The sequence below is a fragment of the Leeuwenhoekiella parthenopeia genome, from assembly GCF_020782115.1.
GTDB classification, from domain to species: Bacteria; Bacteroidota; Bacteroidia; order Flavobacteriales; family Flavobacteriaceae; genus Leeuwenhoekiella; species Leeuwenhoekiella parthenopeia.
In genome coordinates, this window is record NZ_JAJGMW010000030.1 from 15,094 (window position 1) to 42,041 (window position 26,948).

Sequence of the window (26,948 nt, forward strand, 5' to 3'; positions counted from 1 at the left end):
ATGCTTAAAGCCGGCGTTCTGGGTGCAGGTCACCTGGGTAAAATACACCTGAAATTATTACAACAATCTGAATATTATGAACTCGTAGGATTTTACGACGAGTCTGAATCTGTAGCCGCAGCTGTGGCAGAAGAATTTGGTTACAAGCGTTTTCCCACGATGCAGTCACTCATAGAAGCCTGTGATATGATCGATGTGGTGACGCCAACCACGCATCACTTTGATTGCGCAGAGCAGGTAATCAAAGCCGGTAAACATTTGTTTATTGAAAAACCCATTACCCAAACCGTTGAGCAGGCTGTTGCGATACGCGAACTCGCCAAAAAACACGATGTACGCGGGCAGGTAGGTCACGTAGAGCGTTTCAATCCGGCGTTTACTGCCGTTAACGACCTTATTGACAATCCTATGTTTATCGAAGCGCATCGCCTGGCAGAATTTAACCCCCGTGGTACCGATGTGCCTGTGGTTCTTGATTTGATGATACACGATATTGATGCGATTCTTAGCGTTGTGCAAAGCGAGGTTAAAAGCATCTCGGCTTCGGGCGTTGCCGTTATTAGTGACACCCCAGACATCGCCAACGCGCGTATCGAGTTTGCAAACGGCTGCGTGGCTAACCTGACGGCCAGCAGAATCTCGATGAAAAAAATGCGCAAAGCCCGGTTCTTTCAGCGTGATGCATACATTTCAGTAGATTTTCTGGAGAAAAAATGTGAGGTGGTGCGTATGAAGGACGCTCCTGAAAATGCGGATGATTTTGCGATGATTCTTCAAAATGCAGAAGGAGTTAAAAAACAAATTTATTTTGATAACCCTGAGGTAGAGCCGAATAACGCGATTCTCGATGAACTTAACGCTTTCGCGAAAGCGATACAACAAGATGAGACGCCTGTCGTTAGTCTGGCACAGGGAACCGAAGCCTTGCGGGTCGCGATGAAAATCATTGCAGATCTCGAAAAATAATCTGGTACAGCGTTTATGTTTAGCATTTTAAAAAAAGAATTTCATTCCTTTTTTGCTTCGCCGGTAGGCTATCTTGTGATCGGGCTGTTTTTAGTGCTCAACGGCTTATTTTTATGGGTGTTCGACTCCGGTTTCAACATCTTTGATTACGGTTTTGCAGACCTTACGCCCTTTTTTCAACTCACACCGTGGATTTTTATTTTCCTGATTCCGGCGGTGACCATGCGCAGTTTTAGTGACGAACTCAGGTTGGGAACTCTTGAGCTTTTATTGGCTCGGCCCATCAGTCCGCTACAGCTTATTTTAGGTAAATTTCTGGGCGCGCTGACGCTGATTATTTTAGCACTGATCCCTACTCTGGTTTATGTGTATGCTATCGACCAACTGGGTAATCCGCCTGGCAATTTTGACTCGGGAATTTTAATAGGTTCGTATCTGGGCCTTTTGTTTCTGGCGGCGTCCTATACCGCGATAGGCATTTTCGCATCTATGCTTTCTGAAAATCAGATAGTGGCCTTTTTGATCGCAGTTTTCCTGTGCTTCCTGTTTTACTTTGGTTTTGATGCGCTTTCCGGCTTTTTAAATGCTGAAACTATGAGCAACTTCAGTCTTAAAACCCATTTTGAAAGTATAAGCCGGGGCGTCATAGATAGTCGTGACCTTGTTTATTTTCTGGTGCTTAGCGCTGTTTTTATAGGTTTAACCTATTTGAAACTTCAATCTAAAAACAACTAAATGAAAATCAAATTTCAGATTCTGATTTTTAGCGGAGCTCTTGCAGCCCTCTGGTTTTTAGCTCAGCAGTTTTACTTTAGGCTAGATCTTACCGCTGATGGCCGGTATACCCTTTCGGAAACCTCAGAGACCATTATCTCTAAAGCCAACGAACCTTTGATTGTTGATGTTTTTCTGGAAGGTAATGTCCCCGATGCCTTTAAAAAGCTACAACTCGAAACCCGTCAATTGCTTGAGGAATATGCATCAGAAAACCCCAACATCAAGTTTGCCTTCATAAACCCGGTACCAGAGGGAGCACCTGTAGAACAGATCGCTCAGGATTTCAATAACCGCGGAATGCGGCCTCAACAGGTTCAACTTCGCGATAATGGCAAAACGAGCCAGGAATTTGTTTTCCCCTGGGCAATGGCTTCATACAAAGGTAAAACGGTTCCTGTTCCGCTTTTAAAGAAAACTCTGGGTGCAGATCCCGAAACATTCATAAGCAGGTCTGTACAAAATTTAGAATATGCCTTTAGTGATGCCTTTTTTAAACTTTTAAATCCTAAAAGCAAGCGCATAGCGGTGCTGAAAGGTAATGGCGAATTGCAGGACCGGTATATTGCCGATTTGTTTAGAACGCTGCGCGAAAGTTATTTTATCGCGCCTTTTCCGCTTGACTCCGTAAATCTAAAGGCCGATACGGTAATGGCTGCCCTTCAGAAATTTGATTTGGTTGTCGTTGCAAAAGCTACCCGTGCCTTTACCGATGTCGAAAAATATGCGCTGGATCAGTACATCATAAACGGTGGAAAGTCATTGTTTTTAATCGATCAGGTGGCGATGGAGACCGATAGTCTTTACAAACGCAACGGAATGGCCCTCGCAACCGCCCGGGATTTAAATCTGAACGACTTCTTTTTCAATTATGGCTTGCGTATAAATCCGGTTCTGGTAGAAGATCTGTATGCAGCTCCTTTGGTTCTGGCCAGCGGAGAAGGCAGCGAGTCGCAATACACGCAATTGCCCTGGTTTTATTATCCTCTGGTTACGCCGGAAGAAAATCACCCAATCAATACCAATATTGACAATCCGGTGGTTTTTGAATACGTCAATCAAATTGATTTACTGAATAACGGACTAAAGCAGACCGTTTTGCTGAAAAGCTCCCAACTTTCAAAAATTAACGGAGTACCCTTTCCTATAACTCTGGAATCAATCACAACAGAACCATCTCCTGAACGCTATGCCGCCGGGCCTCAAAATCTTGCTGTTTTGGTGGAAGGACAGTTTACCTCTGCCTTTAAAAACCGAATTCTTCCGGTTGAAAACAGCAGCATTCCTTTTCGCGAAAGCGCAACAAAACCAAATGCGATGCTGGTCATAGCAGACGGTGATGTCATTAAAAATGATCTGGATCAAAACGGAAGACCTCTTGAACTGGGCTTCGATAAATTTACCTTTAAAGAGTACGGCAATAAAGAATTTTTACTGAATGCCGTGAATTATCTTTTGGACGATTCAGGTCTTATTAACATACGCAGCAAGACAATCGTCCTGCCCGCGCTTGATTCTTTAAAAACTTCAAATGAACGCTTCACGTGGCAAGCCTTGACATTAGGGCTTCCGCTGGCTATTCTCATGATTTTTGGTCTCCTCTACACCTACCTGCGCCGTCGTAAATACAAGGGCTAAGTGTTAATAAGTTTGTTTCGGCAAAAAATACGATTAAGATATCTTTGTTTAGCTGAAAAATCAGCCATAAAACCTAAACAAACAGCCTTAAATGCTCGTGTTGACACCAATGTAACATCAGCTGAGGCTAAGTTTACAAAACGCCAGAAAAGGCATTTAAAGCATAATAACCAATACCGGCTTTTACAGTTAATTACTGATTTTGTAGAGTTGGTAAAATTCTAAATAAATGAAATTTATTGTATCAAGTTCTTACCTGCTTAAACAGCTACAGGTTTTAGGAGGGGTCATCAATAACAGTAACACACTACCCATTCTTGACAATTTTTTATTTGAGCTCGACGAAAACGTTCTCAAAGTTTCTGCTTCTGATCTGGAGACTACCATGATTGCAAATCTTGAAGTAGAGTCTGAAGATAGCGGTAGTATTGCCGTACCTGCACGTCTGCTTCTTGATACCTTAAAAACATTTCCTGAGCAACCGCTTACGTTTGTTGCCGGAGATACCAATACGATTGAGATCAGCTCAAATCACGGTAAATATGCTCTGGCTTATGCCAGCGGTGAAGAATTCCCCAATGCTGTAGAACTGGATGATCCCAGTAAAGTAACGATTCCTGCTGCGGTTTTAGCTACTGCGGTGAGCAATACGATTTTCGCAACCGGTAATGACGATTTAAGACCGGTAATGAGTGGGGTTTTCTTTCAGTTTAGTACCGAAGGATTGACCTTTGTGGCGACTGATGCCCACAAATTGGTTAAATACCAAAGATCTGACGTACAGGCGTCACAAACCGCAGAGTTTATTATGCCTAAAAAGCCTCTTAATCTCCTAAAAGGAATTCTGGCTGCCAGTGATGATGATATTACGGTTGAATACAACGATTCTAACGCAAAGTTCAGCTTTGACAACGTAGAATTGCTTTGTCGTCTTATCGACGGAAAATACCCCAATTACGAAGCGGTAATCCCGAAAGAGAATCCAAACAAACTGACTATAGATCGCAACCAGTTTTTAAACTCAGTGCGCAGGGTTTCTATTTTCTCAAACAAAACTACTCATCAGATCCGCCTGAAAATCGCAGGTGCTGAGCTTAATATTTCTGCTGAAGATATCGACTACAGCAATAAAGCCGAAGAACGTCTTACCTGTGATTATCAGGGAGACGATATGCAAATAGGCTTTAACAGCCGCTTTTTGGTAGAAATGCTGAATAATCTAAACGCCAACGACGTTTCCCTCGAAATGTCACTTCCTAACCGCGCCGGCATTCTTACTCCGGTTGATGGTCTTGATGAAGGCGAAGCAGTTACTATGCTGGTTATGCCGGTAATGCTTAATAATTAAAATAAGAGTAAGTAGGTACCTTTTATTATTTTCCGAAAACGTCTTTTTGAGCCTTCAGAAAGGCGTTTTTATTTATCAAAAAAAGGATTCCGCCGTGTGGCGGAATCCTTTTTTACTGTTTCGATTTTTGATTTTAATTAAAAGCGTACTCTAAACCGGGACCGTCACAGGCGCTCCAGCTTCCGGTTAATTCGTTAGAACTGGTGTATCTCAGAAGCTCGATATTATCACCGGTACAATTGCCGTAAGCTTCGTTTTTAGTATCGTGTGTAAACCGCAGATGTTTATCACTGTTGATCATCACGATTTCAAAAGTTCCGGTAGAGCGATACTCTTTATCATCGCGCTGTTGAACCTTTTCAAATTTCATGTCGTTTTTCAACAGAAAATATTCCTGCCATTCCATCTCCTCGCCGGTAGTTTCAGAACCTCGCATCTGGCCGCTCATCGCTACGAGCTCCAATTTTACAGGTTCTGACTGGGCTTGTAAATCTGAAGATTTTTCTTCTTCATCACTACAGGAGAACAACGTGATGAATACAAATAAAATAATGGGACTTAGTCTTTTCATAGGTTTAATCGATTCTTTTGTCTTTTTAGATTCAATAACCGTGCGAAGGTTGCGTTAGAAACAAAAAAAAAGACCGAAATAGATTCGGTCTTTTTATCTGAATTTGTTTAAGTATCTAAACGCGAGGCAAATCGCCATCTCCTTTGAGCGGAAGATCTGATTTCCCCATCAGGTATTTATCTACGTAATGAGCTGCCTGGCGGCCTTCGGAAATAGCCCATACGATTAAGGATTGTCCTCTGCGGGTATCTCCTGCGGCAAAAACGCCGGGTACATTAGTCATATAATCTTCAGGAGACGCTTCAATATTTGTACGCGCATCCATCTTAATACCCAACTGTTCGGCGATAGTAGGCTCGCTTCCGGTAAAACCAAGAGCTAAGAGAACCATATCTGCCTTCCATTCTTTTTCTGTTCCGGGAACTTCAGAAAGATTAGGGCGTTCTCCGGGTTTGTGTGTCCATTCTACTTCGGTAGTGACCAGACCGGTAAGGTTACCGTTTTCGTCCCCAACAAATTTTTTAGTAGAAATAGAGAAAAAGCGCTCTGCACCTTCCTTGTGCGACGAACTGGTACGCAGACGCATAGGCCAATACGGCCAGGGCTGATTTTCAGGTCGATCTGGCGTTCCTTTACTCATAATCTCAAAGTTCTTAACGCTGGTCGCCCCGTGTCTGATAGAAGTACCTATACAGTCGCTTCCGGTGTCTCCACCACCAATAACAATAACATCTTTTCCGGTGGCTTTGATTTCTTCACCTTCCCATTGCAAACCATCAACACGACGGTTGTTTTGAGGAAGAAAATCCATCGCCTGGTAAATTCCTTTTAGATCAGAACCCGGAATAGGCAAATTACGTCTTACGGTTGCTCCTGTTGAAAGCACAACGGCATCGTACTCCAACTTTAACTGGTCTGCAGTTACGTCTTTACCAACGTGTACACCGCATTTAAAGCTTATGCCTTCTTCTTCTAAAACAGCAAGGCGACGATCGATGACGTGCTTTTCCATTTTAAAATCAGGTATTCCATAGCGTAATAATCCACCTGCTTTCTCATCGCGCTCATAGACGGTTACCAAATGACCGGCACGGTTAAGCTGCTGAGCAGCAGCAAGACCTGCAGGTCCTGAACCGATAACAGCGACTTTTTTACCGGTGCGCTTTTGTGGAGGATTTGCTTTAATCCAGCCGTTTTTAAAAGCCTCTTCAGCAATATTTTTTTCAATATTCTCAATACTTACAGGGTCTTCATTAATACCCAGTACGCAGGCTTCTTCACAAGGTGCAGGACACAATCTTCCCGTAAATTCCGGAAAGTTGTTAGTCCCGTGTAAAATTTGTGAAGCTTCTTCCCAACGCTCGCGATAAACCGCGTCATTAAAATCGGGAATGAGGTTACCAAGCGGGCAACCACTGTGGCAAAATGGAATTCCACAGTCCATACAACGTGCTCCCTGTTTTTTTAATTCCGATTTATCGAGCGGGATGGTAAATTCTTCGTATTTCTGAATCCGTTCCTCAACAGGTTTGTACGGTTCATTTTTTCTTTCGTATTCTAAAAATCCGGTTGTCTTTCCCATGATTCTATTATTCCGTTAAATCTGTTAATTTTTCTTCTTCTTCCAGTCGTATTAAAGCTCTGCGGTATTCTTCAGGCAGTACCTTAACAAACTTGGGCAGGTAGGTATTCCAATCTTCAAGAATACGCTGCGCTAGCGAACTTTGGGTGTAGTTGTAATGGTTTGTGATGAGTTCACGAAGCTGATTGATATCGTCTTCTTCGGTCACCGGATCCAGGTTTAAATCTTCAGCATTACACTTCGATTTAAAGGTTCCGTCCATATCCAGAACATAACCAATACCGCCACTCATACCGGCACCAAAGTTACGTCCAGTTTTACCCAGAATTACGGCAACACCTCCGGTCATATACTCACAACCGTGATCACCTATTCCTTCTACCACGGCAACAGCACCACTGTTACGTACGCAGAAACGCTCCCCGGCTACACCGTTAAAATAGGCTTCTCCACTGGTCGCACCATAAAGTGCCACGTTACCAATAATGATGTTTTCATTAGCCACAAAGGTTGCTTCTTCAGGAACCTTAACAATCAGGCGGGCTCCGGAAAGACCTTTACCTACATAATCGTTAGCATTACCATCTACTTTAAGAGTTAAACCACGTGTGGCAAAAGCTCCAAAACTCTGACCGGCAGAACCTCTAAAGTTTACCTTGAGGGTGTTATCGGGTAATCCCTGTTCACCGTAGATTTTTGAGATTTCGTTACTCAAAATAGCTCCTACAGCACGATCCAGGTTTGTGATATCTAAATCTAAAGTGGTTTTTTCCTTACGGAATAAAGCCGTGTGCGCCAGTTCTATAATTTCAAAATCGATGGATTTCTCCAGATGATGATTTTGGGTTTCGGTATTGTAAATTTTAACTCCTTCAGGCACCTGAATGTGATGCAGAATAGGTGATAAATCAACACCTGCTGCCTTAAAGTGCTCGATTGCTTTATTTCGATCTAATTTATGCGCCTGACCTACCATTTCATCAACGGTACGGAAACCAAGCTGAGCCATAATTTCACGCAATTCTTCAGCGATGAAATACATAAAGTTTACCACATGTTCCGGCTGACCCTTGAATTTCTTGCGCAATTCAGGATTTTGAGTGGCAATACCTACCGGGCAGGTGTTTAGGTGACACACGCGCATCATGATACAGCCCGAAGCTACCAATGGTGCGGTTGCAAAACCAAATTCTTCTGCTCCCAATAAACAAGCTACTGCCACGTCACGACCTGTTTTAAGCTGGCCGTCGCACTCCAGACGAATGCGGCTACGCAGATCATTAAGTACCAAAGTCTGTTGCGCCTCGGCAATACCCAATTCCCAGGGTAAACCGGCGTGACGCAATGAAGTTAGCGGCGAAGCTCCTGTACCACCGTCGTATCCCGAAATCAGGATTACATCGGCCATTGCTTTAGCAACACCGGCAGCAACTGTACCTACACCAACTTCTGAAACCAGTTTCACGTTAATACGTGCTTCGCGGTTTGCAGACTTCAGGTCATAGATTAGCTGAGCTAAATCTTCAATTGAATAAATATCGTGGTGTGGTGGTGGTGAGATCAACCCTACGTATGGTGTACTCTTACGGGTCTTGGCAATAAATTTATTAACCTTTTCACCCGGTAACTGACCACCTTCTCCAGGTTTTGCACCCTGAGCCATTTTAATCTGAATCTCAGAAGCACTAGTCAAATAGTTACTGGTTACTCCAAATCGACCGGAAGCTACCTGCTTGATGGCCGAGTTTTTCCAGTCACCGTTTGGACTCTTATAAAAACGCTCTGCATCTTCACCTCCTTCTCCACTGTTACTCTTACCGCCAATACGGTTCATCGCAACAGCCAGGTTTTCGTGTGCTTCCTTACTGATAGAACCGTAAGACATCGCTCCGGTTTTGAAACGTTTTACGATTTCAGTCCAGGGCTCTACTTCTTCAATTGGAATAGGATCGTAATTTGAAAATTCAAAGAGTCCACGAATAGTCATCAATTGCTTAGACTGCTCATTTACGAGTTTTGAATATTCCTTATAGGTTTTTGGATCGTTTTGACGTACAGCTTCCTGTAGTTTTGCTATGGTTAACGGATTAAACATATGTTTTTCTCCGTTACGACGCCAGCGGTAGTCACCCCCAATTTCCATTTCCAGATTTCCGGAAATATCCTGTCTTTTAAACGTGCGGTTGTGGCGCTTGGCTATCTCCTGCTCTACTTCATAAAGGCCTATACCTTCAATACGGCTGGGCGTATTTGGGAAGTATTTGTTAATCAACGAAGAATTTAAACCAAGAGCTTCAAATAAACGTGATCCACGATACGAGTTAAGGGTAGAAATACCAATCTTGTTCATAACCTTGATCACTCCTTTACCTACGGCCTTGTTGTAGTTTTCAACAGCCTGCTGGAATTCGATATTTTCAAGGTTTCCGTCTGCGATTTCCTCTCTGATGATTTCATTTACCATATACGGGTTGATCGCACTGGCTCCGTAACCAAACAGCAAAGCGAAATGGTGAACTTCACGAGGCTCAGCAGACTCGATAATTATACTCATCTTAGAACGCTGCCCGCTGCGGAAAAGTCCGCTGTTCATATACGAGGTTCCCAATAGTGCGGGTATAGGTGCCATCTTCTCATCAACACCACGGTCTGAAAGAATCAGGATCGTATGCCCCTCATCAATAGCCTGTGAAGCCTGAGCAACCATATCGTTTAAGGCATCTTCAAGTCCGTTTAAACCGCGATTTGCTTCATAAAGCATCGGGATGGTACGCACTTTAAAGTGCGGATGATCAAAATTTTTGATCTTATCTAAATCTTCTTTAGAAATTACCGGATTTTGGATTCGGATTTTTTTACAATACTCAGGAACAATCTCCATAAGGTTTGTATCAGGACCCAAAGTGAGGCTCAAATCGGTAATTAATTCTTCGCGGATACCATCGAGAGGTGGGTTTGTCACCTGAGCAAACAACTGTTTGAAATAGTTGTACAGCAACTGAGGACGGTCTGAAAGTACAGCCAATGGCGTGTCTGACCCCATCGAGCCAATAGGCTCTTTACCTTTGTTTGCCATAGGCAAGATAATGGTACGTATATCTTCCTGAGTATAACCAAAGGCATTCTTGCGTAAGTCGAATATAGTATCCTCTTTTTCGATTTCCACATCACGGTATGGAATGTCTCTAAGATGTACTCTGTGTTCATCAAGCCATTTACCGTAGGTGTTTTGAGTTACGATGCGCTCCTTGATCTCTTCATCATTTACAATACGTCCCGCTTTCATGTCTACTAAAAACATCTTACCGGGCTCCAGTCTTCCGTGAAACTCTACATTTTCGGGCTCTATTTCGAGAACTCCGGTTTCTGAAGACATAATCACGTAACCGGTTTTGGTAACCGTATAGCGTGAAGGACGCAATCCGTTTCGGTCTAAAACCGCACCGATATAATCACCATCTGTAAAAGGAATAGACGCCGGGCCATCCCAGGGTTCCATAATACAGCTGTTAAATTCATAGAAAGCTTTTTTAGCCTCGCTCATCTCTTTATGCTTTTCCCAGGCTTCCGGAACCAGCATCATCATAATCTCGGGTAATGAACGTCCAGACATCAGCAACAGCTCTACCACCATATCCATAGAAGCAGAATCTGATTTGCCCGGGAGAATTATTGGGAATAAATCCTGAATCTCTTCACCAAACCATTTGGATTGAAGCAATTCTTCACGGCTGCGCATACGCGAAACATTACCGCGCAGGGTGTTGATCTCCCCGTTATGACACATATATCTAAACGGCTGAGCCAAGTCCCAGGTTGGGAAGGTATTGGTCGAAAAACGCTGGTGAACCAATGCCAGGCGTGTCGTAAGCTTAGGATCTAAAAGATCGGTATAGTAATACTTAATATCTTCAGGCATCAGAAGCCCTTTAAATATCAAGGTCTTATTAGACAAACTTGGAAGGTAAAAATAGGAACGCTCCGATAGTTTACTCTTTAATATGGTATGCTCGGTAATTTTACGGGCGGTATAGAGTTTAATCATAAACTCCTGCTCTTCCATTTTGGCATCTGGCTTACCTATAAAGATTTGCTCTATGTGCGGTTCTACGCTTGCAGCAATACTGCCCAGGTAACCGGCATCAACCGGAACTTTCCTCCAGCCTAGCAAAACAAGACCTTTAGCCTTTAGTTGCTCTTCAAATATTTTTTTACAATAGGCTCTTTGATTTTCTTTTTTAGGCAAAAACACATTACCTACAGCATACTCCCGTGCCTCAGGGAGTTCAAAATCACATTTGTCTTTAAAAAAATCGTAAGGTATATCTATAAGAATACCCGCACCATCTCCTGTTTTCCCATCACTACTTACTGCACCACGGTGTTCCAGTTTTTCGAGAATTTCAAGAGCCTTATGAATGATATCATTAGACTGCTTTCCTTCAAGACTACAAATGAACCCGGCACCGCAATTTTCGTGCTCCCATTCTGGTGAATATAAACCCTGTTTTTCCATAAAATTTAAGCTCTTTTTTAACGTAAGAATGATAAAGCTATTCAATAAACTCAAATGCCAATAATTTTCAAGAATAAGATTTTTATTATTTCATTTTTAGCAAAATATTGACTTCAAATTATAAAGAACTCAAAATAAATGGGTCCTTTTTATTGAATATGAAACGCATTTTTGGTAAAAAATGGCGTTTTCAGTAAAAAGCAGAAATTATCTTTTTCTTAAGCCAATGTTAAGATTCGACGTTTTTGGTGCTTTTTTATCCTAAAAATTACTAAAAATCAATCAAAATGGCACATTATCCATAATGGAAATGGCAATTTTGAGTTTTCGCAATCGCTTTCGTATAACATACCCTAAAAAAATAGGGGGTATATTTAAATAAATAGCAAAAATTAAAGGGTGACCCCCAAAATATTTGGGGGTAACTTCAAATAATGTCTAGTTTAGCAACTCACCAATTAATCAATTTTAAAATGAGAAAATTACTAGTACCCTTTATGCTATGTTTAAGCTTAACTGCTTTTGCTCAAGAAGAAGAAACTTCATGGACTGATGGTTTTACTTTATCGGGATCTGTTGATGCCTATTTTAGACAAAACATTACTGCTCCCAATAAATTTATTGATGTTGATGGAGATGGAGAACTTGACACATATCCAGCACCCGGATCTTCATTTGCCAACCAACCCGGCTTTGCATTAGGTATGGCTAACCTGGTTCTTTCTTATGAAAAAGGAAGCGTAGGTGCTGTAGCCGATCTTGTTTACGGTCCACGTGGTACAGATGCTGTTTTTGGTTCAACCACTGCAAGTTCAAGTATTGTTAACCAATTATATGTGTATTGGAATGCAAGCGAAAAGGTAAAATTCACCTTTGGTAACTGGAATACCTTTTTAGGATACGAGGTTATCTCTCCTGCTTCAAATTTCAACTACTCTACATCGTATATGTTCTCTTACGGACCGTTCTCTCACAGTGGTCTTAAAGCAGACTTTACAATTGATGAGAGCTGGAGTGCAATGCTTGCCGTTATGAACTCTACAGACTTTACAGATTTCAACCCATTTGGCAGCTATACCTTTGGAGGTCAGTTAGGCTATTCTACAGATTCTGGTAGCACCTTCCTAAATGTACTTTACGGAGATCAGGGTGGTAACTATACCGATGAAGGTGGATCAGATGGATACGGATCTACATTCCAGGTTGATTTAACTACCGGATATGACGTTTCTGATTCATTTTACTTAGGACTTAATGCCACTTATAATACCACAGCTGCAGGAGATTTCGCTGAAGAAACAGGATTCTACGGCGTAGCGCTTTACGCTCAGGCTGCACTTAGCGATTCATTTTCTATAGGATTACGTCCTGAATATTTCAGCGAATTTGGAGACTTTGGAGCTATTGGAGGTACAGATGCTAATGGCGATGCAAATGTATTTGCTGTGACATTATCAGGTAACGCAAAAGTTGGTCCTTTAACATTTATTCCCGAATTTAGATTAGATTCTGCTAGCGAGGATGTATTCCTGGATGATTTTGATGGGACACCATCATACTCAGGAAGTCTGGGATCATTCCTTCTTGCGGCCGTATATTCATTTTAATCTAAAATCACATTTACAATGAAAAAAATTGAAGCAATTATTAGAAAATCTAAGTTCTCAGCTGTTAAAAAAGCTTTGCACGAAAAAGGAGTAAACTTCTTTTCTTACTGGGATGTTACCGGTTTAGGAAACGAAAAACACGGTCACGTTTACCGCGGGGTTTCTTACAGCACCAGCGACATTCAGCGCAGATATCTTTCTATAGTAGTTAACGACGACTTTGAGCAGGCGACCATAAGCGCAATACTTGAAGCAGGAGCTACCGGTGAAGTGGGTGATGGTAAAATCTTTGTCTCTCACGTAGAGGAAGCTTACCGAATCAGAACCGGAAAGAAAGGTGGAGACACTTTAAACTAAAAATTAACCTAATCAAAATTTTATAATATATGGAAGCAGGATTATTTACAGCAAACAACGTATGGATGATGATCTGTACCGGGCTGGTGTTTTTTATGCACCTGGGTTTCTCCTTTCTTGAGATCGGACTTACCCGTGAGAAAAACACAATCAATATTTTATTTAAAAACGTTTTTATCATTTGTGTAGGCCTTTTGGTTTACTATATAGGTGGGTTTAACCTTATGTACCCTGGCTTTGCCGAAGATTCTTCAGGTATTTTCAGCTTTGCAGGTTTTGGTATCGCTCCTCCTGAAAACGGAATGACTCCCGAATATGCAGACGGTGGTTATACCTGGTGGACCGATTTCCTTTTCCAGGGAATGTTTGCCGCTACAGCAGCTACTATTGTATCTGGAGCAGTTGCCGAGCGTATTAAACTGGGAAGCTTTATGATTTTTACCGTGATCTATGTAGGTCTGGTTTATCCAATCGTAGGTTCCTGGAAATGGGGTGGCGGGTTCTTAGATGCTATGGGCTTCTATGACTTTGCAGGTTCTACCCTGGTTCACTCTGTAGGCGGATGGGCCGCACTTATCGCGATCTACCTTCTTGGAGCTCGTATTGGTAAATTTGATGAAAACGGAAAGCCCAAAGCAATCCCGGGTCACAACATCCCGTTTGCTGCTGCTGGTGTACTTATCCTTTGGTTAGGCTGGTTTGGCTTTAACGGAGGTTCTGTACTTTCAGCTGATCCTGAATTGACTTCTTTAACCCTGGTTACAACATCTTTAGCTGCAGCTGCAGGTGGTGTTAGTGCGTTTATCGTTTCTACACTTATGTATAAAAACTACGATCTTACTATGTTCTTAAACGGAATTTTGGGTGGACTTGTAGGTATTACTGCAGGTGCAGATCAAATGTCACCTAATGATGCCGTTCTTATTGGTGTTATCGCTGGTGCAATCATCGTTTTTGGTGTTGCTTTGGTTGATAAACTTAAACTGGATGATCCTGTAGGTGCTGTTGCAGTACACTTAATCTGTGGTATTTGGGGTACACTTGCCGTAGGTATTTTTGGTGCAATGGCTGGTATGGAGCAATTCCTTACGCAGTTAACCGGTGTTGGTATCGTAGGCGCTTTTTGCTGTGTAACTGCCTTTATTATCTTGTTTACCCTTAAAGCAACAATAGGTCTTCGTGTTTCTGAAAAAGAAGAACTTGAAGGTCTTGATGAGCACGAGCATGGTATGAGTGCATACCCGGACTTTGGTCTAAACGAGCACTAATTTGTCGATTTAATTATATATTGTTAAAACCGCGCTTCTGGCGCGGTTTTTTCATTTCTGGCAATAGCTATTTTAAAAACTGAATGGTTCCCGGATAATAAGTAGGTTCTCCATTAGCCGCTTTAATCGCATTTATGATAGGAAGTACCAGTGCGATAATAGCGATTACTATTATTCCGAACACTCCCAGACCACATAATAAAATCGCAGGAATACATATTATAGAGTATAGAAATAAACTGATTTGAAAATTCAGGATTTGTTTTCCCGACTCGTCCATTCCTAAAACTTTGTCTTTTTGGGTTAACCAAATAACTAAAGGCACTATTAGCCCACCAAAACCCGTTATTAAGTCTAAAAGTTGACTTAGGTGAGTTATAACAATTAAATTTCGGTCTTCTCTCATCATCATAATTGGTTGATTTTTTTGATTGATTACGCTTATTGGTAGCTTTTTTTGATCAATTGTTACAAACGGGTAAAGGCCGATTTAAAATTTATGGCACGCTCCTTGTAATATACTAAGTGTACCATCCAAAAAGTTAAAAAGAGTACAAACAATCTAAATCCTTTAATTATGAAAAATCTTATCTTTTTATTCGTTGGTCTGCTTACAGGCCTTGCTCCGATGAAAGCGGAGACTCTGGATGGCGTATATAGAAACTATTACGACGGCAGCCGCTATATCTTTGTTGAGGGTGGTGTAGAATTTTCGGTATACCCCGACGGTGAGTTTGATTTTGTATTACCACAGGTCGCTCAAAATTATGTAAACGTCAATGTAAACGCCGGCCCTGTCAATATAAGTTATAACTCAGGATACAACTACGACCCCTTTGTGCAGTATGATGATTTTGGAGCCGTAATTCAGGTAGAAAATGTTCCTGTTTATTATGATAACTGGGGACGTATAATTCAGGCCGGTAGTGTTTATATAAACTATAATAACAACCGAATCGTTAATGTTGGTGGGTTACATGTTTTTTATAATGGTCCGCGATTCTCTCACGTGACCGGTTTTATCAACATCTATAATAGAAATTATGTGTACCATCCCTATCATAATTTCTTTTACAGACCTTATTTCGACAGATGTTTGGTTTATAACAGACCGTACAGAAGATACTATTCACCCGTACGTTATGATTATGCTTACCACCGTAGTCATTATGAATTAGGCTATCGCAACGGATACCGCAATGCATACCATGATTTTAAACGTCCCAGTGGTCGTGTGGCGCACAACAATGCGCGAAGAGGTAGTTATTATGATGCACGTCAGCGCGTAAGTGCAGACCGCGATTACAGCAGATCTTCTTCATCTAGAAATTCAGCATACAGCAGAAGTTCTAATGATCGAAATGTAAGAAGCGTTTCAAACGGAAGATCTTCAAATGATCGAAATGTTATTAATTCGAGATCAAGCTCTGGTCGTTCAGACAATGCAATTATTAACTCGCGATCATCTGACCGTAATGTTGTAAGCCGAAGCAGCCAGGCCCGAAGCTATGAGAATAATGCCCGTAACGTGCAAAGCAGGTCTCAAAATACAGATGCCAGACAGCGTAACGCAACACCACAGCGCCAGATGACTCAAAGTCGTAGTGCTAATCGTGAAATACAGACTAGAAGCTCTGCTCCTAACCGCAACACACAGGTACGAAACACTGCACCGCAACGTTCAGTTGCTCAGCGCAGCAGTTCAAACCAAAATGTACAAACCAGGAGTGCAGCTCCGCAGCGTCAGGTGAGTCAAAGAAACACCACACCGCAGCGCAGTGTACAACAACGTTCACAAAGCTCACGCAGCAGCAACGCTGCACGAAGCTCAAACTCTGGCAGAACCCGCAGTTCTGATGCAGGCCGATCTGGAGGAAACTCCGAAAAAGGCAGAGGATAAAATAAGATCCACAAGTTGGATTAAGATTGATTTTTTGGTTGGTTAGTTTGGAAGGTCCCGTTTCTGATTTATTCAGAGCGGGATTTTCTTTTGAATACTACCCGATCAACCCAGCCCGTTACTTCCGGAGACATTTTAAACAGGTAAATCGCGGCGCCATAAATAAGCGCTAAAAGAGCTGATTTTAAAGCAATCGAGAGAATGGGATTGATCGAAAAATCCCAAAAGTAAAAACCACAGCCCAAAACCAAAAGTAAAACCCCTACTCCTAATGACTCCCGGGTAAAAGGCTGCATCTTGAATTTGGAATACACCACAACAATCTTTGCAATCACATATCCTACCGAAGCTATAAAGGTCGCAATCGCAGCTCCATTAACGCCTAAAGTGGGTATGAAAATCAAATTAAGAATTACTGCTATAACAACCAGAATTATCCCCAAAACCAACACCAGCCTATAGTAATCTGAATTGTAAAGAATCGCATTGTTGTTACCCAGTATATTATCGGCCAGTTTTGCAAGAGAAATGAGCAAAACCACATACAATCCCTTACTGTAAGAAGAATCCAGAACTAAATACAGACTTTTGATATTGCAGATGATTAATAAAAATATAAGACCTGAAATCACAAAAAGAGTGAGTGAACTTTTCTTGTATAGATCTTTAAGTTCTAAGAACCGCCGGTCATTTAAATAGGTCGCTGTAAGTGGATAAAGAATTTGATGCATCGCCCGCGCAGGGACAGCAATCACCGCAGCGATGTAAATCGCAACCGCGTAATAGGCTACATTTTCTATTGGAATCAGAATATTCAACATAAACATATCGATGTCCAGAATCATCACCGCTACAGATCCTGCAAGAATAATGAGTACAGCATACTTGAGAATTACAGTAAACTCTTCAGGAATAGCAATCTTAAATCGGGGCATTCTTAAATGAAAGGCATAGCTGAGCATGATAATCATTCGTAATAGATAAACCAGTGTAACCCCATATAAAAACTGCGGAATGGTCAATAAATCAACAGCAAAAAGAATTAATAGGACCATCACCCCAAAGCGGTGAAATACTTCGTTCATCACGGTTCCAAAAACACTTTGCAACTGGGTTTTGGCCCAGGCATAACCAATCTCAAAATAAGCCATTGCGATTGCAATGATTGCTATTAAATATACATAGGGCCGAACGATCTCATTTTCTGAAGCTAAAAAATCACTTATCGTATCGTAGAATAAACTAAAGGCAAATAGTAGAGGAAGAATCACCAGCAAGGGCAAAATCAGCATAAAACTCAAAAAAACATCCTGCTGTCTTCCCGAATATTTAGAGTAAAATTTGATGAGGGTGTTTTGAACACCTACCGAAGCAAATGGCATTACCAGTGTGGCAGTACTCAATAAAAACCCAACAAGACCGTAATACTCATCTTCAAAATATTTTACGTACAGCACCAGCGTATTGATCGCTCCAATACCAAAACCCAGATAAGTTGTAATGAGGTTCTTAACCGATTGTGACGCAACAATTCCCATACTTATAAACGGTGTAAAATAGCTGCAAGTTCTGCCGTTAATTGCTTGCGTGTAAATGCTTTTAAATCTGCATCAGGATTTGCTAAACCCTCTTCTTTGTATGCCCTATACCACGCCATTAAAGTCTGCTTAAGTTGTGCCTTTTGAGCATATTCAAAATACGATCCGGCACCGGTGTCCTTCAGTAGCTTTCTAACGTCTGATTCCGACGGCCCAATGGCCAAAACTGGTCTTCGGGCCGCAAGATACTCAAATAATTTCCCGGGAATAATCAATTGGGTCTCTGCGGAATCTATTTCGATCAAGACCAAAATCTGGCTGCGGCGTTGCATCTGCAAAGCCTCCTGATGAGAAATATAGCCGTGTAACTTCAGGTTTTCTTCTAAGCCTTCCGCCTTAACCGATTCTACAACCGAAGCACTGATTTTCCCGGCCAGATTGATTCTCAAATCGGTTCCAAATTCCGGTAATGCTGTTTTAAGTTCCCGCAGGACTTCCCACAAAACCTTTGGATTTCGTTCTTCAAGCAGCGATCCTATATGCGAAAGGCTGAATGATTTATCGAGATGGACTTGAGGCATTTGCTCCTCATCAAATCCGTTTGTAATGCAGCTCACCGGTTTTGAAGTTTGGGCTTCAAATAATTTTTGGGTGGCATAACTGGTGACCAAAAGATGATCTGCACCGGTAAGTACTTTTGATTCAAGCTCGCTGTGTTTCTTTTGAGAAGCACGGGTAAGCTTCAGTTTTTTCTGATAGCCGATCTGCGTCCAGGGATCCCTAAAATCGGCCAGCCAGGGCAAACCGGTTTTTGACTTCAGCCGAAGGCCTACAAGATGTAAACTGTGCGGAGGTCCGGTAGTTATAAGGCAATCAACCGGATTATTTTTAAGATACTGCTCCAGAAAACGTACCGAAGGCTTAATCCAAAACTTACGCGCATCCGGGATAAACAGGTTACCCCGTACAAAAAGCATCAGCTTCTGAAGTGCAGACTGTTTTTCTTCAGCCCTGATAATCCCGGAACTCAATTGCTCTGTGCTTTTCTTAGAAAATGCCGAAGCTAAAGCATAGGGTTCAAAAATAGGCTGCTTAATGACTTCGATTCCTTCCGGTATTTCCGCCAGCAGGCTTTCATCCTGTATTGGATAATGCGGATTTTGAGGCACGTAAACTACAGGCTCGATCTCAAAATCCCGCAGGTATTTTACAAATTTTAGCCAGCGCTGCACCCCCGGTCCACCTGCGGGAGGCCAATAATAACAGATGATCAGCGCCTTTTTCAATGCAATGCGTGTGTCGTTTAATTCGCCTTTATGCTTCGGTCTCCCGGGACCTTTTAATGCTGAAAGCCAGGGCTCCTAACAGTAAGACTACCAAAATAACATTGCTGGCCAGACTTATGGTACTACCGGTCCTGACTACCTGGGGTTCAAACTTAAACTCAATCACGTGCTTGCCTTCCGGTACTTTCATACCGCGCAGGATGTAATCTACTTTAAAATGCACGGTAGGCTTTCCATCCAGATAGGCTTGCCAGCCGTTAGGGTAATATACCTCACTAAATACAGCCAGCTTATCGCCCGAAGCCTGTGATTGATACTTCAAATAATCGCCGCGATGTTCTACCAATTTTATAGATTCAGTAGAATCTTGTGGAAAAACATTGCGCTCTAATAAACCGGCAAATTCCTGCTGTATCACTGCAGTCTGACGTACATTAATGCTGTCTAAAGCCAATATTTCGGCATCTGCATCAGGTACAACCTTTACATTTTGCACAAACCAGGCATTACCGGCAGCCTGTGGATTGATCTGCACCTGCTCCTGTCCTTCTTCGTTTTGCGTAATGATGTATTTGGTATTCAATAAATTAAGCGGAACCAGATTACCCTCGTACAAATAAAATTCGATCAAATCCTGTAAACGAGCAGGTTTAGCCCCGTGATAGCCGCCAATCGAATTGTGAAAATAACTGGTACGCGCCCCATTGAGTCCTACACTTTGCTCATACACGCGATAGCGCGTAGTATCTTTTAAAATCTCCTGATCTGCCGGTGTAGCCTGAAACGGCTGCTCCACCAGACGGGCACTCATAAAGTTTTCCGTGTTTACATAACGACGATCTACGTTTACCAGATCGAAAACAATCAATACCGCAATGGCAATAATCGCCTGAGTTTCCTTCAGTTTATCCTTCAGATAAAACCAAATCAAACCGGCGGCAATCAAGACCAAAACCAATGTCTTAATGGTATCACTTACCAGTAAAGCCTTTCGGTCTTCTTTAACCGCGGTAATGAATTCCATTCCAAAATTCTGAATGTAATAGGCGTCATTTCCACCGGCGAAAGAGAAGAGTTTGTCATTAAAAAGCAGAATGATGAGTGCGAGTCCGCCAGTAATCCCGGTAGTCCATTTTAAAGCATTCAGCTTCCGGTCAAGAGGTTCGGTCTTTTGCAGAACTTTATAAAGTCCGAAAATAGCCAAAACAGGCACGCACAATTCGGCAATCACCTGAATCGAAGTTACCGCCCTGAATTTGTTGTAAAGCGGGAAATAATCAATCCACAAATCGGTGAACCAGGCCAGATTTCCGCCATAGCTCAACAATAAAGCCAATACCGTGCCCCCCGTAAGCCACCATTTGATACGGCCACGAACCAGAAATAAACCTAAAACGAATAGGAAAACCACAACAGCACCCAGATAGGCTGGTCCTGAAACCCCGGGCTGACTACCCCAGTAATACAGACCAAACTGCCCAAAAATAGATTCTACCTGAGCGGGAGGCACTCCCTGGCGCATTAAAAATTCGGTAAAGGCGCTGTCTTTATCGTAAGGCTCAGAATTTGAACCCCCATACAAACCGGCAATAAAAAGGTTTAGGGTTTCAGATATGCCGTAGCTGTATTGGTTGATGTAGGCTTTATCGAGACCCGCCACGGCTTCTTTTGGAGTCCCGTCGGGATTAATTGTGAGTTCACTGGTTCCGCGGGTACTAAAACTGCTATACTCAGAAGTAGCCATCAGACTCGCAGCATTAGATCCTATTGCCAGGCCTACGGCTAAAACCAAAATGCCCACACTTTTAAAAAAGTGGGGCAGTTCTTTTTTACGAATAGCATCTATAAAATATGCGATACCTAATACAATGACGAGCAGCATCAGATAATAGGTCATCTGCACGTGGTTTGCCACAATCTCGAGCGCCATAGCCACTGCGGTGAGCAAAAACCCCCAGATGTATTTTTTTCGGAAGGTGAGTAGAATTCCGCTTAAAACCAGCGGCATATAGGCAATGGCGTGCGCCTTGGCATTATGCCCCACCCCCAAAATAATGATGAGATAACTGCTAAACCCAAAAGCTAACGCACCGAGGCCGGCATAACGCCAGTCGAGTTTTAAAACGAGTAATAGAATATAGAAACCTATAAAATAGAGAAAGAGATAATCTGCAGGTCGGGGTAGAAAGCGTATTCCCAGATCGAGACTTTTAATCCAGTTGTGTGGATATTTAGCTCCCAGTTGATAGGTGGGCATTCCCCCGAAAGCAGCATCGGTCCAGTACAACTCCTCCCCGTTTTGCTCCCGGTGATCCATCAATTCTTTAGCCATACCGCGGTATTGCTGTATATCGCTCTGATACATTTTCTTCCCGGAAAGAACCGGACTGAAATACAAAAGTGCAGTAACTATAAAAACCAAAACCACAGCGAGGTGTGGTAGTATTTTTTTAAACGAAAAAGTCATATTGAAGTGCTAAAACTAAAGGGTGGAAATTAGTCAATTTCTTCGTAATCGATATATTCCCCCACGTTTTTATTTGTGTGGGTGTCTTGTCTGGGCACCTTATCGATCACGGTTTCTCCTTCACGCTGAGGCGGATTTTGACGTCCCTGAAAACCTCCTGCCATTTTTTGAAAACGCTCTCCGGCTTTTTTAGCTATGTACCGCATTATATAGGGCGCTGCAAGGCGCATTATAATGCGAAGAGCAAAAAAGATAAGCAGTATGATGAGAATGGTTTGTAAAAATTTCATCCTTAGGAATTTTAAAATAGCTAACCAAAGTTGTGCGGAAGTTATTGCCTAATCAGGCCTTAAGTTTCATTACATGAGGTGTAAAAGTAACTATTAGGCTTTTGTTTAGGCTTAAAAAAAGACTAAAAATGGATGGCAAACAGAGACTACAGGCTTTAGGCTATCTGTAATTTTTACAGTATGTTTGTGAGATTAGCACCTATTTTTGTCAAATTCTTAAATATACCTCTCTAATGAAGGTGAAATATAGTTATGTGACGGGTGTGCTGTTGTTTTTTGCGGCCTTAACGGCGCAGGCGCAGTATACCGAAACCCTTAACTCCAACCGTCCCGGCCAGTCACAAGGCGCATTTGCTGTGGGAACAGGAGTCTTTCAGGCTGAAGTGGGTGCAACTTTAGGCCGGGAAGCCCACAACCTGCTTTTTACCGAAACAGAAAACTGGGGAACCGAATTTCAACTGCGTTACGGGGCCATACGCGAGCAGCTTGAATTTAATTTTTCGGGCAGCTTTTTGTATGAAAACATCACGCCCACTGCCGGAAATGCAGAACCGTATAGCCACAGCGGTTTTCCCATTATCAATGCGGGCGTTAAATACCTGCTTTACGACCCCTATAAAAACTACACCGAAAAAATAAACGTATACAGCTACCACGCCAATCGCGCTTTTAAATGGCGTACGCTTATTCCGGCAGTATCAATTTTCTCTGGAGCCAATTACGTTTATCGAAACAACAACCCCTTTTTGCCCGAAAGTCAGGCCGGTTTTTCACCTAAAGTTATGGCAATTACCCAGCACAACTGGGGCCGTTGGGTATGGGTGAATAACTTCATCTACGATCAGTTTTTAACGGACTACCCCACCAAAGCCTGGATCACCACTATGACGCATTCATTTAACCCTAAAATCGCAGCTTTTGCTGAAGTACAGGTTATTATAAGTGACATTTATGCTGATGACCTGTTTCGTTTTGGCGGTGCTTATCTAATCACTAAAGATTTACAGGTTGATGTAAATGCCCTTATAAACTTTAAGGAAACCCCGCGACGCAGGCAATTGGGTCTGGGCCTGTCGTATCGCCTGGATTTTCATCGAAATGATGAACTGCTTCCCAAAAACTAAAATTACCCATACTTTTACACCCTAGAGTATACAAGATGATTACAATTAAAGAAATGAAAACGAAAAAGGAATTGCGAGAATTCGTCAAATTCCCGTTTTCTATTTATAAAAAGGAAAGCAACTGGGTTCCGCCGTTAATCAACGATGAGCTGGAAAGTATGGACCCCGATAAAAATCCCGTATTTAAGAATGCGGAAGCCCGATTTTTTCTGGCTTTAAAGAATGGAAAACCGGTAGGGCGCATTGCGGCTATCATCAATCATATTGAAATTAACGAGCAGGGAAAACCCAAAATGCGTTTTGGCTGGTATGATGCCATTGACGATCTTGAGGTAACCAAAGCGCTGATTGCTAAGATTGAAGAAATAGGTCGTGCAAATAACCTCAAGTGGATCGAAGGTCCTGTAGGTTTTAGCAATATGGAAAAAGCCGGGATGCTCATTGAAGGTTTTGACTACCTCAATACGATGATTACCTGGTACAATTACCCGTATTATAAGGACCATTTTGAAAAACTCAACTTTGAGAAAGCTTCAGAATGGGTAGAATATGAAATTCAGATTCCCGAAAAGTCTCCTGAGAAAGTAGAGAAATTTGCGCGTATAATCGTAGAGCGCTACAAGCTGAAACTCATACATTTCAACAACAGCAAAGAGATTTTACCTTATGTAGATGATATGTTTGGGCTGCTTAATAAAACCTATAATGAGCTCAGCACCTTTGTTCCTATTCAGCAATACCAGATTGACCATTACAAGGATAAGTACATTAAATACATCAATCCGCATTACATTAAATGTATTGAAGATGCCGCAGGAAAACTGATCGCTTTTGCTATTACAATGCCTTCCTTTAGCAAAGCCCTTAAAAAGGCAAACGGCAGCCTGTGGCCTTTTGGATTTATTCATCTTTTAAAAGCCCGCAAAAAAAACGATACTGCGGCTTTTTACCTTATTGGCATAGATCCCGAATATCAGGGTAAAGGAGTTACTGCCGCAATTTTTCAGGCGATGCAGGATTTGTTTTCAGCCAACGGAATCACGCAGGTAGAAACCAATCCCGAACTGGAAGAAAACAAAGCCATTCAACAGCTTTGGAAAAAATACGACCACAAACTGCATAAACGAAGAAGGACCTATAAACGTGATTTATAGGTCCCTCGGGATATTTTTTGGCTTAGGCCAAATGCAATTTATTTAGTCTAAAAGTTCAAAACTTACCTGGATTGAAGAGGTTACAGTAATCTCACCCGGAGCGATGGTATTGCGACCACCATCCATATCCATAGATTCAGCAACAGCCATTTTAAACATAGGCTGTGGTTGTGGACTGCTGGTTCCCTGTTCTGCGATTAGTAAGGCTTTACCAATATTTTGTCCTAAAACTGCCGCATAAGCTTCAGCCTTTTCCTTAGCATCTAAAACCGCTTTTTTACGGGCTTCAGCTTCGTATTCTTCCATTTTTGAGGACGAAAAACTCACCCCATTAATGGAGTTGATCCCTGAACTTACCAGGCCGGACATTAATTTATCGTATTTAGATAAGTCTTTCAGTTCTACCGAAATAGTCTGACTTGCATTGTAGCTATAGGTTTTGGTATTGTAATCGTAATTTTTATTCAGATTGACATATTCTGTCTGAACCTGATTTTGAGGGATACCCATTTTTAATAGGTAATCGAGCACTTTATCAACGGCCGCATCGTTTTCCGTCTTAACCGCTTTAGGGTCTTTACCTTCGTTTTGAACTCCCATGCGAATGGTTACTTCATCAGGTACGGCAATTACTTTGCCCTCACCCGTAACACTAACGGTAGGTTGAATTTGCTGAGCGCTTACTGCGGTGGTCATAGCTGTTAATGCTAAAATTAGAATCGTTTTCATGCTTTTAAATTTTTGTTTTTAGTTTTAAGCAATTCCAAATTCCTTGTTAGAATTTTAAAATTGCCGGTTGTTTGACATCAAAGGTAAAAGCAAGAGCTATGCCACTAAATCTTTCCGGTCTTGTTTAACACAAATAAAACAATGATGGGAATCGCTAACAATCCCACCATCAACGTGTTAATCTGTAGCAGTATGGGCGCCATTAACAAAGTAATAACATATCCGCCTACTGCGCCGCCAAAATGGGCGTCGTGGCCAATATTGTCATTATTGGCGCGCATTCCGTAAATGGAATACAGCAAATAGCCAATACCAAATATATAGGCCGGTATCGGGATGGGAATAAAGAACATATACAGACTCATATCGGGCTGCAGTAAAATCGCCGAATATAAGATCCCTGAGACCGCCCCACTCGCTCCTACTGCCGAATAATGGTATTCATCTTTATGGAAATAATAGGATAGTAAATTACCCAAGATCAGGCTGCCAAGGTAGATTATCGCAAATTCCCAATTGCCCAGTAAATTCACCACAAGAGGCGCAAAAAAATACAGGGTTAGCATATTGAAAAACAAATGCGCCGTACTTACGTGCAAAAATCCGGAAGAAAGAATGCGTATCTGCTCCCCGCGACGCACTGCGCCGGTATTGAATTTGTATTTTTCGAAAAATGAATAATCGTTAAAGCCTTTCATTGAGATAAGTACATTAATACCAATCACGATTAAGGTTACCAGGTTTAAATCCCCCATAAATGCTCGAGTTTAAGCTTCAAATATACCTATATTTGCGCACTAAAAGTGAGCAGAACAGCAGCGATTTCCTGTGGGTTTATAGAACTTCCAAATACGTTTCTGCTGTCTTTCTCTTTAAAATGATCTGCTGATGCAAGGACTTGTGTTTTGGTTGGTTTATCCGCTCTTATGGTGCATCTCTAAGCTCCCCTGGAGGCTGTTTTATCTGGTCTCAGACGGAGTATTTGCGTTGGTGTATTATATAGTGGGCTATCGCCGAAAAACAGTAAGTTTCAATCTCAAAACAGCTTTTCCTGAAAAATCGGAAGCCGAATTAAAACAGATTGAAAAAGAATTTTACAAGCATATGTGTGATATGTTTCTGGAGATGATCAAGTCAATCTCCATTTCTGCGGAAGAATTAAAGAAACGCTTTGTTATTGAAGATCTCGACATCATCTACAAGCTGGAAGCCGAAAAGCGCAGTTCGCTTATTATGATGGGACATTATGCCAGTTATGAATGGCTTACGGCCCTGCAGTTCTACTTTGATTACACCGGTTACGGTATTTATAAACGCATCAAGAACAAGCGATTTGACAATCTCATACGGGAGATCCGTCAAAAATGGAACTCCGAACTCATCAATAACAAGGAGGCTACTTTTATCATTCGCAAAAAGCAACGTAAAGGCGAGATGGCTACCTATGCGTTTATTGCAGACCAGTCCCCAAAATCCCGTAAAAACCAATATTGCACCGATTTTCTGGGGCAGAATGTACCCTTTTTTACGGGTGTTGAACGTTTAGCCAAATCTGAAAATATGCCTGTGTTGTATCTAGCTGTAGACAAAGTAAAGCGTGGTTATTACAAAGCCAGCTTTAAAGTCATCACCGAAGACCCCACGTCCCTACCCGATTATCATATTACTGATATTTTTATCAAAAACCTGGAAACACAAATCCGCCATGCACCGCAATACTACCTTTGGACGCACAAGCGGTTTAAGCACAAGCTTTAAGAATTCAAAATTCAAGGTTGGAGATTCAAAATTTTTGATTTGGAGATACTGATGCGATTTCTCCCTTAAGGTCGA

The 26,948-nt window shown here is 41.9% G+C and carries 21 protein-coding genes; 11 read left to right on the plus strand and 10 right to left on the minus strand.

The genetic code is table 11. The features are described 5' to 3' along the window. The 4 genes from LLW17_RS17075 (at position 1) to dnaN (ending at position 4,726) form a co-directional block, all read left to right on the plus strand. Positions 1-966 carry a Gfo/Idh/MocA family oxidoreductase gene (locus LLW17_RS17075; protein ID WP_228231503.1) on the plus strand — a complete coding sequence of 322 codons (966 nt, stop codon included), beginning with the start codon at positions 1-3 and terminating at the stop codon, positions 964-966. A 15-nt stretch (positions 967-981) separates the two neighbouring features. Next, positions 982-1,701 (plus strand): gliding motility-associated ABC transporter permease subunit GldF, encoded by a 720-nt coding sequence (gldF, locus tag LLW17_RS17080; RefSeq protein ID WP_228231504.1) that lies wholly within the window; start codon positions 982-984, stop codon positions 1,699-1,701. Then, positions 1,702-3,378 (plus strand): gliding motility-associated ABC transporter substrate-binding protein GldG, encoded by a 1,677-nt coding sequence (gene gldG / locus LLW17_RS17085; RefSeq protein ID WP_228231505.1) that lies wholly within the window; start codon positions 1,702-1,704, stop codon positions 3,376-3,378. Between the two features lie 229 nt (positions 3,379-3,607). Then, the gene (gene dnaN, locus LLW17_RS17090; protein WP_228231506.1) at positions 3,608-4,726 is read left to right on the plus strand and encodes a DNA polymerase III subunit beta; all 1,119 of its coding nucleotides are present in this window, start codon (positions 3,608-3,610) and stop codon (positions 4,724-4,726) included. A 133-nt stretch (positions 4,727-4,859) separates the two neighbouring features. Here the strand turns inward: dnaN and LLW17_RS17095 are convergent, their stop codons facing one another. From LLW17_RS17095 to gltB, 3 genes are all read right to left on the minus strand, one after another. After that, positions 4,860-5,297: a hypothetical protein gene (locus LLW17_RS17095; RefSeq protein ID WP_228231507.1), complete on the minus strand. Its 438-nt coding sequence runs from the start codon at positions 5,295-5,297 to the stop codon at positions 4,860-4,862. Between the two features lie 115 nt (positions 5,298-5,412). Next, complete coding sequence (locus LLW17_RS17100; protein ID WP_228231508.1) at positions 5,413-6,879, minus strand: glutamate synthase subunit beta; 1,467 nt, start codon at positions 6,877-6,879, stop codon at positions 5,413-5,415. Between the two features lie 7 nt (positions 6,880-6,886). After that, entirely contained in the window at positions 6,887-11,395 is a 4,509-nt protein-coding gene (gene gltB, locus LLW17_RS17105; RefSeq protein ID WP_228231509.1) for a glutamate synthase large subunit, read from the minus strand. Positions 11,396-11,868: 473 nt separating this feature from the next. Between gltB and LLW17_RS17110 the strand changes: the two genes are divergently transcribed. Genes LLW17_RS17110 through LLW17_RS17120 form a run of 3 tightly spaced genes read left to right on the plus strand, consistent with a single transcriptional unit; the run spans position 11,869 to position 14,627 of the window. Beyond that, positions 11,869-13,002: a porin gene (locus tag LLW17_RS17110; RefSeq protein ID WP_228231510.1), complete on the plus strand. Its 1,134-nt coding sequence runs from the start codon at positions 11,869-11,871 to the stop codon at positions 13,000-13,002. An 18-nt stretch (positions 13,003-13,020) separates the two neighbouring features. After that, entirely contained in the window at positions 13,021-13,359 is a 339-nt protein-coding gene (locus tag LLW17_RS17115) for a P-II family nitrogen regulator (RefSeq protein WP_228231511.1), read from the plus strand. Between the two features lie 29 nt (positions 13,360-13,388). Then, positions 13,389-14,627, plus strand: coding sequence for an ammonium transporter (locus tag LLW17_RS17120; RefSeq protein WP_228231512.1), 1,239 nt, complete (start codon positions 13,389-13,391; stop codon positions 14,625-14,627). Between the two features lie 67 nt (positions 14,628-14,694). On the opposite strand, the gene LLW17_RS17125 is transcribed toward LLW17_RS17120, so the two are convergent. Further along, complete coding sequence (locus LLW17_RS17125; protein ID WP_228231529.1) at positions 14,695-15,033, minus strand: DUF4870 domain-containing protein; 339 nt, start codon at positions 15,031-15,033, stop codon at positions 14,695-14,697. A 171-nt stretch (positions 15,034-15,204) separates the two neighbouring features. Here LLW17_RS17125 and LLW17_RS17130 point away from each other — a divergent pair, with 171 nt between their 5' ends. Continuing rightward, positions 15,205-16,527, plus strand: a complete 1,323-nt coding sequence (locus tag LLW17_RS17130; RefSeq protein ID WP_228231513.1) for a hypothetical protein — start codon at positions 15,205-15,207, stop codon at positions 16,525-16,527. A 68-nt stretch (positions 16,528-16,595) separates the two neighbouring features. Here LLW17_RS17130 and LLW17_RS17135 read toward each other — a convergent pair whose 3' ends face one another. Genes LLW17_RS17135 through LLW17_RS17150 form a run of 4 tightly spaced genes read right to left on the minus strand, consistent with a single transcriptional unit; the run spans position 16,596 to position 22,108 of the window. Then, complete coding sequence (locus tag LLW17_RS17135) at positions 16,596-18,065, minus strand: oligosaccharide flippase family protein (protein ID WP_228231514.1); 1,470 nt, start codon at positions 18,063-18,065, stop codon at positions 16,596-16,598. 2 nt (positions 18,066-18,067) lie between these two features. Then, positions 18,068-19,351 carry a glycosyltransferase family protein gene (locus LLW17_RS17140; protein ID WP_228231515.1) on the minus strand — a complete coding sequence of 428 codons (1,284 nt, stop codon included), beginning with the start codon at positions 19,349-19,351 and terminating at the stop codon, positions 18,068-18,070. A 28-nt stretch (positions 19,352-19,379) separates the two neighbouring features. Further along, complete coding sequence (locus LLW17_RS17145; protein ID WP_228231516.1) at positions 19,380-21,818, minus strand: YfhO family protein; 2,439 nt, start codon at positions 21,816-21,818, stop codon at positions 19,380-19,382. Between the two features lie 29 nt (positions 21,819-21,847). After that, complete coding sequence (locus LLW17_RS17150; protein WP_228231517.1) at positions 21,848-22,108, minus strand: DUF4834 family protein; 261 nt, start codon at positions 22,106-22,108, stop codon at positions 21,848-21,850. Positions 22,109-22,341: 233 nt separating this feature from the next. On the opposite strand from LLW17_RS17150, the gene LLW17_RS17155 reads away from it, so the two are divergent. Together LLW17_RS17155 and LLW17_RS17160 are read left to right on the plus strand one after the other, a co-directional pair. Next, a complete protein-coding gene (locus LLW17_RS17155) occupies positions 22,342-23,232 on the plus strand; it encodes a transporter (RefSeq protein WP_228231518.1) in 891 nt (296 codons plus the stop codon). 35 nt (positions 23,233-23,267) lie between these two features. Continuing rightward, on the plus strand, positions 23,268-24,386 hold the full coding sequence (locus LLW17_RS17160) for a GNAT family N-acetyltransferase (RefSeq protein ID WP_228231519.1): 1,119 nt from the start codon (positions 23,268-23,270) through the stop codon (positions 24,384-24,386). Positions 24,387-24,428: 42 nt separating this feature from the next. Here LLW17_RS17160 and LLW17_RS17165 read toward each other — a convergent pair whose 3' ends face one another. Then, positions 24,429-25,115 (minus strand): SIMPL domain-containing protein, encoded by a 687-nt coding sequence (locus tag LLW17_RS17165; RefSeq protein ID WP_228231520.1) that lies wholly within the window; start codon positions 25,113-25,115, stop codon positions 24,429-24,431. A gap of 104 nt (positions 25,116-25,219) precedes the next feature. Beyond that, positions 25,220-25,870: a rhomboid family intramembrane serine protease gene (locus LLW17_RS17170; protein ID WP_228231521.1), complete on the minus strand. Its 651-nt coding sequence runs from the start codon at positions 25,868-25,870 to the stop codon at positions 25,220-25,222. A gap of 133 nt (positions 25,871-26,003) precedes the next feature. Here LLW17_RS17170 and LLW17_RS17175 point away from each other — a divergent pair, with 133 nt between their 5' ends. Then, positions 26,004-26,873 (plus strand): lysophospholipid acyltransferase family protein, encoded by an 870-nt coding sequence (locus LLW17_RS17175; protein WP_228231522.1) that lies wholly within the window; start codon positions 26,004-26,006, stop codon positions 26,871-26,873. Positions 26,874-26,948: the final 75 nt, after the last annotated feature.